Source organism: Fibrobacter sp. UBA4309 (genome assembly GCF_002395745.1).
GTDB lineage: Bacteria > Fibrobacterota > Fibrobacteria > Fibrobacterales > Fibrobacteraceae > Fibrobacter.
Window position 1 is genome coordinate 1 of record NZ_DGUN01000041.1, and the last position, 7,112, is coordinate 7,112.

General features: G+C 53.1%; 7 protein-coding genes. 5 read left to right on the top strand and 2 right to left on the bottom strand.

The window, feature by feature from the left end; all coding sequences use genetic code 11:
* From B3M32_RS04580 to B3M32_RS04590, 3 genes are all read left to right on the top strand, one after another.
* A partial coding sequence (locus tag B3M32_RS04580) for a MerR family DNA-binding protein (protein WP_290743878.1) occupies nucleotides 1-336 on the top strand: 336 nt, incomplete at its 5' end.
* 42 nt (nucleotides 337-378) lie between these two features.
* Nucleotides 379-960 carry a flavodoxin family protein gene (locus B3M32_RS04585; protein ID WP_163453131.1) on the top strand — a complete coding sequence of 194 codons (582 nt, stop codon included), beginning with the start codon at nucleotides 379-381 and terminating at the stop codon, nucleotides 958-960.
* Between the two features lies 1 nt (nucleotide 961).
* Nucleotides 962-2,062, top strand: coding sequence for an MBL fold metallo-hydrolase (locus tag B3M32_RS04590; RefSeq protein WP_349679857.1), 1,101 nt, complete (start codon nucleotides 962-964; stop codon nucleotides 2,060-2,062).
* 1 nt (nucleotide 2,063) lies between these two features.
* Here B3M32_RS04590 and B3M32_RS04595 read toward each other — a convergent pair whose 3' ends face one another.
* On the bottom strand, nucleotides 2,064-2,543 hold the full coding sequence (locus B3M32_RS04595; protein WP_290743881.1) for a GNAT family N-acetyltransferase: 480 nt from the start codon (nucleotides 2,541-2,543) through the stop codon (nucleotides 2,064-2,066).
* A gap of 118 nt (nucleotides 2,544-2,661) precedes the next feature.
* On the opposite strand from B3M32_RS04595, the gene B3M32_RS04600 reads away from it, so the two are divergent.
* Both B3M32_RS04600 and B3M32_RS04605 read left to right on the top strand, forming a co-directional pair.
* The gene (locus B3M32_RS04600) at nucleotides 2,662-4,119 is read left to right on the top strand and encodes an esterase (RefSeq protein WP_290743882.1); all 1,458 of its coding nucleotides are present in this window, start codon (nucleotides 2,662-2,664) and stop codon (nucleotides 4,117-4,119) included.
* A gap of 114 nt (nucleotides 4,120-4,233) precedes the next feature.
* Nucleotides 4,234-5,730 carry a glycoside hydrolase family 30 beta sandwich domain-containing protein gene (locus B3M32_RS04605; protein WP_290743883.1) on the top strand — a complete coding sequence of 499 codons (1,497 nt, stop codon included), beginning with the start codon at nucleotides 4,234-4,236 and terminating at the stop codon, nucleotides 5,728-5,730.
* A gap of 81 nt (nucleotides 5,731-5,811) precedes the next feature.
* Here the strand turns inward: B3M32_RS04605 and B3M32_RS04610 are convergent.
* Nucleotides 5,812-7,112 (bottom strand): ATP-grasp domain-containing protein (locus B3M32_RS04610; RefSeq protein ID WP_290743884.1); only part of this gene is annotated, 1,301 nt, incomplete at its 5' end.

The following is a 7,112-nucleotide window of genomic DNA, read 5'->3' on the forward strand; positions in this document are numbered from 1 at the left end:
GTGCGGGCCTACAGCGACGAAGACCTTCGCTGGCTTACCATGATTGAATGCCTCAAGGATTCGGGACTGCAAATCAAGGAAATCCGCCAGTACATCGAGTGGTTCAACGAGGGCGATTCCACGCTTTCCCAAAGGCTGTCCCTTTTTGAAAACCGCCGCAAGATTCTTGAAAAGGAAATGGCCCGCCTTACGGTGGTCATGAACAAGATTCGCTACAAGGAACTCCTGTATCGGGAAGCCGTTCGGGTGGGGAACCTGGACGTCGCCACCAACGAAAGGCGGTTCCAACATCTGAAGAAAAAGTTGTTCGAATCCCCGGACGATTTTGACAAGTAGAATTTTAATAAAGAAACATTTTTCATAACAAAGGAATTAATCATGAAGGTCGTTTTATTCAATGGAAGCCGTCGCGAAAAGGGCTGCACATATACGGCGCTGAGCCTCGTGGCCGGCGAACTCAAGGCCGCTGGCATCGAGACAGAAATCTTCTTTGTGGGTGGTCGCGTGCTGAAGGGAGAAACCGACGCCGTGGTTCACGAAGCCAAGGAAATCCTTAAAACGGTCGACGCCGTCGTTTACGGCTCTCCGGTGTACTACGCCTCCCCAAGCGGTGAGATGCTGATGTTCCTGGATAGGCTTTACGGCATTGCCGAAGCGGAACTTCTCTTTAAGCCGGCAGCAACCGTTGCCTCTGCCCGCCGTGCCGGCACTACCGCAACGCTCGACGCCCTGAACAAATACCCCACCTTTGCGCAACAGCCCCTGGTGACATCTCGCTATTGGAACATGGTTCACGGTTCCAGCCCGGAAGATGTGCTGAAGGACGATGAGGGCGTGCAGGTGATGAAGGAACTGGGCCGCAACATGGCGTGGATCCTGAAGAGCATCGAAGCGGGCAAGAAGGCGGGTGTCGTGCAGCCCGTTGCCGAAAAGAAAATTTTCACGAACTTTATCCGCTAGAATGGGAACGATGCGCTTGCGTTTTGCGAAGAACAAGAAACTCATGATTACGGCGATTATTTTATCGACCCTTTTTATTCTGGGAACCGTTGGCGTGCTGTTCCTGAACCAGGCAAAATTTGGGCGTATTCCGCAAGGCAAACGCCTTGAACGCATCAAACAGTCACCGCATTACGATGGTCAAAAGTTCGTGAATGACGAAAAGACTGTCACAATGACGGGCGATAAGAACTTGTTTGAAACGACGCTTGAATTCTTGTTCGGCAAAAGGTCGCAAACCGTTCCCGATACAGCGCTGACGGTCGTCAAAACGGATTTGAAATCGCTGCCGCAGGACCGCGATTGGATTGTGTGGTTCGGACACTCTTCGTATTTGATGAACTTATCTGGGAAGAAGATTCTTGTGGATCCCGTATTTTATCAGGGTTCGCCAGTAAGTTTTGTGAACAAGATGTTCAAGGGGACCGACGTTTACAAGCCTGTTGACATGCCGGATATCGATTGTCTGGTTATTTCGCACGATCATTGGGATCATCTGGATTACCAGGCCGTGAAGGAACTCGAACCGCGCGTAAAGCGTGTGGTGACGGGGCTTGGCGTGGGTGAACATTTTGAATACTGGGGATACCCCGTCGAGAAACTCGTGGAACTCGACTGGTGGGATTCTTTCGATTTGGGCGAAGGCTTTAACGTGACAGCGACTCCGGCAAGACATTTTTCGGGTCGTGGGATAAGGTCGAATAAAACGTTGTGGTCTTCGTTTGTATTCAAGACGCCAAAGCGTTCCGTTTGGATTGGCGGGGATAGCGGCTATGGCAAACATTTTAAGAAGATTGGTGAAAAATTTGCAGATATCGATCTGGCTATTTTGGAAAACGGGCAGTACAATGAAGATTGGAACCAAATTCATGCCCTGCCCGAACAGCTCAGCAAAGAAATGCTGGACCTGAATGCAAACCGCTACATGACGGTTCATCATTCCAAGTTCTGCTTAGCTTATCATACTTACTTTGAACCGCTGGAAAATGCGAAACGTGCCGCCCAGGAATCGGGCAAGCCTGTGCTTATGCCGCAAATGGGCGAAGTCGTGTATTTGGAATAAATTACAGCTCGTGATAGTACGGGCAGATGTTTTCGTAATGCCCGTCCTTCATTCTGAATCCATTCGGGATAGTGCCTAGCTGGACAAATCCTAGACGCTCGTACAGGTGCCTGGCGTGCGTGTTGCTTTCGACGACTGCATTGAACTGCAATACTCCGAAGCCGTGCTTTTTAGCTTGTTCGAGACAGTCCTTCACGAGCATTTCGCCGATGTGCTTGCCCCTGGATTCCGAAGCGACTGCGTAGCTTGCGTTTGAAATGTGGCCGCAACGGCCCACGTTGTTCGGGTGCAGTATGTACAGCCCGAAAATCTTGCCGCCCTCTTCGGCGACGGCGCAGTAGGTCTGTGCGGCAAAGAACTGCCTGCCGGTTTCGGGCGTGAGCAAGTCCTCTTGCGGGAAGGCGATGCCGTCTTCGACCACCTCGTTCCAGATGCGGATCATTGCCGCAAGGTCCGCTTCGCTGTATTGCCTGATAATCATAGCGGGAAAGATAGAACTCTTTGTGGACAGCGATGTCAACGGAAAAAAGTTTACATGCAATCGGAACAGTTTTTTTGAAAGTATTTTCTGGAATAGAAAATCAAAAAGGAGTGGTTTTATGAATCATGCTCTATGGACCGGTGTGTCCGTTGGCGTTATTATGGCGTTGTCTGTCGTGACGGCGAATGCGTTTACCCTGACAGGTAAGGTGAGCGACGATGGCGGCAAGGCTGTCCGAGGCGCAGAAGTCTTGCTTGTTCAAAAAGGCCTCAATGCGAAAACAGATGCCTCGGGCGCATTCACGATTCACCAGGACGAAGAACCGCAGGCTCTGGCGAACAAGGCCTCGGTCGGATTTCTCTCCGTGAACAACGGCATCCTATCGTTTTCGCAGGGGCAAAATTCCCCGGTACAGGTGCAGATTTTCGACATGTTCGGAAACCGTCTGCTGAATGAAACTGTCTACGGCTCGGGTACGGTTGACATGAAGTCTTCCGTGAAAGCGCAGGGCAAGTACTTCGCACGCGTCCGCGTAGGCAGCGCTTTGCAAACGTTCCAGTTTGTCGCCGATGGAAGTTTCAATACGGCATTCGGCGCGAAGTCCGGAGCAAAGGCGCTTCTCAAGGTGGGCGATTCGGACAATCTGCGCATTGTTGCCGACGGTTTCGATACCCTCAATGTTAAGCTCGATAATCTCGACACGAATATTATGCTTACGCTCAAGAAAAACGCTCCGCCGCAACCGCAGTACGAATACGGATGGGGCCTCAAGAACGACCCTGTTCCCACTCGTGGCTGCGGCAAGGATACGCGACTTGATTACAAGTACCGTGGCGACAAACCCTACATTGACTTTAGGTGGAGCAAGGGCGTGCGTACCGTGCGCATCGACATGCCGAAAAGTTACGACAAGAACAAACCGTACAAACTCATTTTCGGAATGCAGTGCATGGGCGGTTCAGGAAGCGCCGTGCAGGATGAAGGCTATCACGGCCTCAAGTGGATTGACAAGAACGAAACCGCGATATTCGTTGCGCCCGAAGGCAATGGAAACCAGCTGCCCTGGGGGCAGGATGATTACCTCCTGTTTGACGAACTCCTCGCATATCTCGAAGGCAACTTCTGCATTGATTCAAGCCGCGTATTCTCTATAGGATTCAGCTACGGCGCCATGTTCAGCAATGGCCTTTCGTGGAACCACCAGGACGTGCTCCGCGCAGTGGCCGTTTACGAAACCGCGGAACGCAACATTTGGCTTCCGCAGCGCAAGAAAATGGGCATCGGCTGGATGGGCGTGCTCGGCCTCGATGACGGCATGTGCACCCCCGAAATGGGTCGGAATGCGCGCGACATCATCTTGACGCTCAACTCCGAAGGCGGCAAGGCGAAAAGCGAACGAGCCGAAGAAGCCCAGCGCAACGCCCCGCACAAGTGCTACGACTACACGACCGTCGAGGAAAGATTCCCCGTTCGCTGGTGCACGCAGAGCGGCGGACACATCTGGGACCACAAGGATCCCGGCCAGCAGCAGTCCTGGGTGCCGCAAGCCACATGGGAATTTTTCGAGAAGTTCTAGCGGATAAATACATCATTCTGTTGTCAATTTATCAAAACGAATTCGAATAAAGCCCTATATTAAGCGAATTTTTCAACTTATTTTATAGTAAGTAAAGTTCGTATGGGAGGCTTTATGTCGTTTTCAATTAAGGGATTTCCCTTTTTTGCAGGTTTTGTCGCGTTTTTGGGCACCCTCGCCAGTGCGGCAACGATTAACGTAGATATCGGCAAGGAATACCAGCGCATCAGCGGCTTTGGGGCTGCCTCGGCATGGGCCGGTTCCATCACCGACAAGAATGCCGCTTTCCTCTGGGACTCCACCAGCGGCGCCGGGCTTACGCTGCACCGTATCCGCATCGCTCCGGATGGCACCACATCAGAAACGAGTATCGCAAAAAAGGCGAGTGAATACGGCGTCAAAGTCTGGGCCGCCCCGTGGACTTCCAAATATACTGTAAATTACGACGGTGACAAAAAGCACCTGGATTTCAATCACGCTCAGGACTGGGCCAACACCATCTTGAAGTTTACGCAAGACATGCGGAAGGCTGGCGTTAATCTATATGCAATTTCGTCGCAAAACGAGCCCGACGGCACCGGTGACAACCACTACGAACCCGATGAATTGGCACGTTGGGTCGGCGACTACCTTGGCCCCACCCTCGATACAACAGGCATCAAAATCATTGGCACCGAAGCTATCAACTGGTACGGATTTCCCAATTACAAAAAAGCTTTCTTCAACAACCCTGCCGCCTTGAAATACACCGATATTTTTGGGACGCACGAATACGGCGGAGACCCGGCGGCTTATCCCGAAATCCACGAAGCCGGCAAGGAATTCTGGGAAACCGAAGTCTATGATCTTGGAAGTAACAAGGAAGACGTGGGCATGGGAAGTGCTCTCCGCGTTGCAGGCGTAATCCATGACGCCCTGACTATTGCGAACATGAATGCCTGGCATTTCTGGTGGATTTATTCCTGCAGCGAAGCCAGTTGCGGCAACGGAGCCCTCTGGCCGCAAGGACAAGGCAACCCCGACAATGTGGAGCCTACCAAGCGACTCTGGGTCATGGGGAACTTCAGCCGCTTCGCGCGACCCGGCTCTTGGAGAATCGACGCTACCAAGAATCCCGAAAGAGATGTAAAGGTCACCGCCTACCGCGACTCCCTCAAGACGAAAATCGCAGTCGTCATTCTCAATTCCAAGAATGAGGAGTTCAAGGCGGACTTTGATTTCGGAAACACAAAAATTGGAAGTTTCAAACCCTACGTTACCGACGACAAGAGTAACCTCAAGGAAGGTAGCGAAGTCAAAGTCGACGATACAAAGTGCAGTTTCAGCGTTCCGGCCCGCAGTGCAACGACCATCGAATTCGTTCTGTGGCAGGAGCCAAAGGTTGAACCGCCTTCAGACTCTACCGATGCAATTGCCTTCGGGACGCATGCTGCGCCCCAAAGCCTTCAAAGTACATATAAAGTATTTAGCCCGCTCGGCGCGTTCATCGGCGAATTCCAAGCCGGACATATCGGCGATCTCCGCAATGCCATGACAAACGCAGGTCTAGGCCGCGGTGTGTATATGGTCAAATGCGGCAATGCCAAAACGCAACATATGATTTTGAAATAGGCCAGTTCAAGATATAAGGTTAGTTAAAGCAAAAAACGCAGGCTCGATTGAGTCTGCGCTTTTGGTATTAAAGGGCGTGGTTTACTTCTTCACGTGGCGATGGTACTCTTGCAAACTACAGACTTCAAAGCGGCCGAAGTCGTGCTTGTCCATGAGGCCTTCCACGGTGGAGGTGAGGGCGGCGATGGTCGTGGTGATGGGAATGCCGGAGACGACCGCCTTGGAGCGCATCTGGATTTCATCGACCATGGCTTCGGCGCCGTTTTCGGTGGTGTTCACGATCCACTGCACTTCCTTGTCGTGGATGAGGTCCAGCAGGTTCGGGCGGCCACGGGAGATGCGGAACACGGCGCGGGTCTTGATGCCTTCGTTGTAAAGCATCGTCGAGGTGCCGCGGGTGGCGTAAATCTGGTAGCCCATGTCTACGAGGCGCTTGATGAGCGGTACGGCCTTCTGCTTGTCTTCGTCCTTGAGCGACACGAAGATGTTGCCCTGGCTCGGGACCTTGTTGCCGGATGCCAGCTGGCTCTTGAGGTAGGCAAGGCCACGGTCGCGATCGATGCTCATGACTTCGCCGGTGGATTTCATTTCCGGAGAAAGCGTGATATCGACACCCGGGAACTTGACGAACGGGAACACGGCTTCCTTGACGCTCACGTAAGGCACGTGGACTTCTTCGGTGAAGCCGATCTGTTCGAGGGTCTCGCCGAGCATGCAGCGGCTGGCGTAGCTTGCAAGCGGGACGCCGATGGACTTGGAAACGAACGGCACGGTGCGGGAGGCGCGCGGGTTCACTTCGATCATGTAGAGTTCGCCATCCTTGACGGCGAGCTGCATGTTCATGAGGCCGACCACGTGGAGTTCCCTTGCAAAGTCCTTCGCATATTGGCGAACCTTGTCCTGGATTTCCTTGGAAAGCGTCATAGGAGGGATGACGCTTGCGGAGTCGCCGGAGTGAATGCCTGCGGGTTCCACGTGTTCCATGATGGCGCCCACCACGGTGTGCTTGCCATCGCTGATGCAGTCCACGTCAAGTTCGGTAGCGTCTTCCAAGAAGCGGTCGATGAGGATGGGCTTGCCTTCGCCAATGGCGGCAGCTTCTTCTACGAACTTGCGGAGGTATTTTTCCTTATAGACAATCACCATGCCGCGGCCGCCGAGAACGAAGCTCGGGCGCACAAGCACGGGGTAGCCAATGCGGTCGACAATAGCCAAGGCTTCTTCCACGTTGTGGGCGATGCCGGATGCGGCCTGCTTGATACCGACCTTGTCGACCAGCTGCTTGAAGAAGTCGCGGTCTTCGGCGAGGTCGATGTCTTCGGGGCTTGTGCCGACCACATTTGCACCGGCCTTCTTGAGGCGCATGGCGAGGTTCAGCGGAG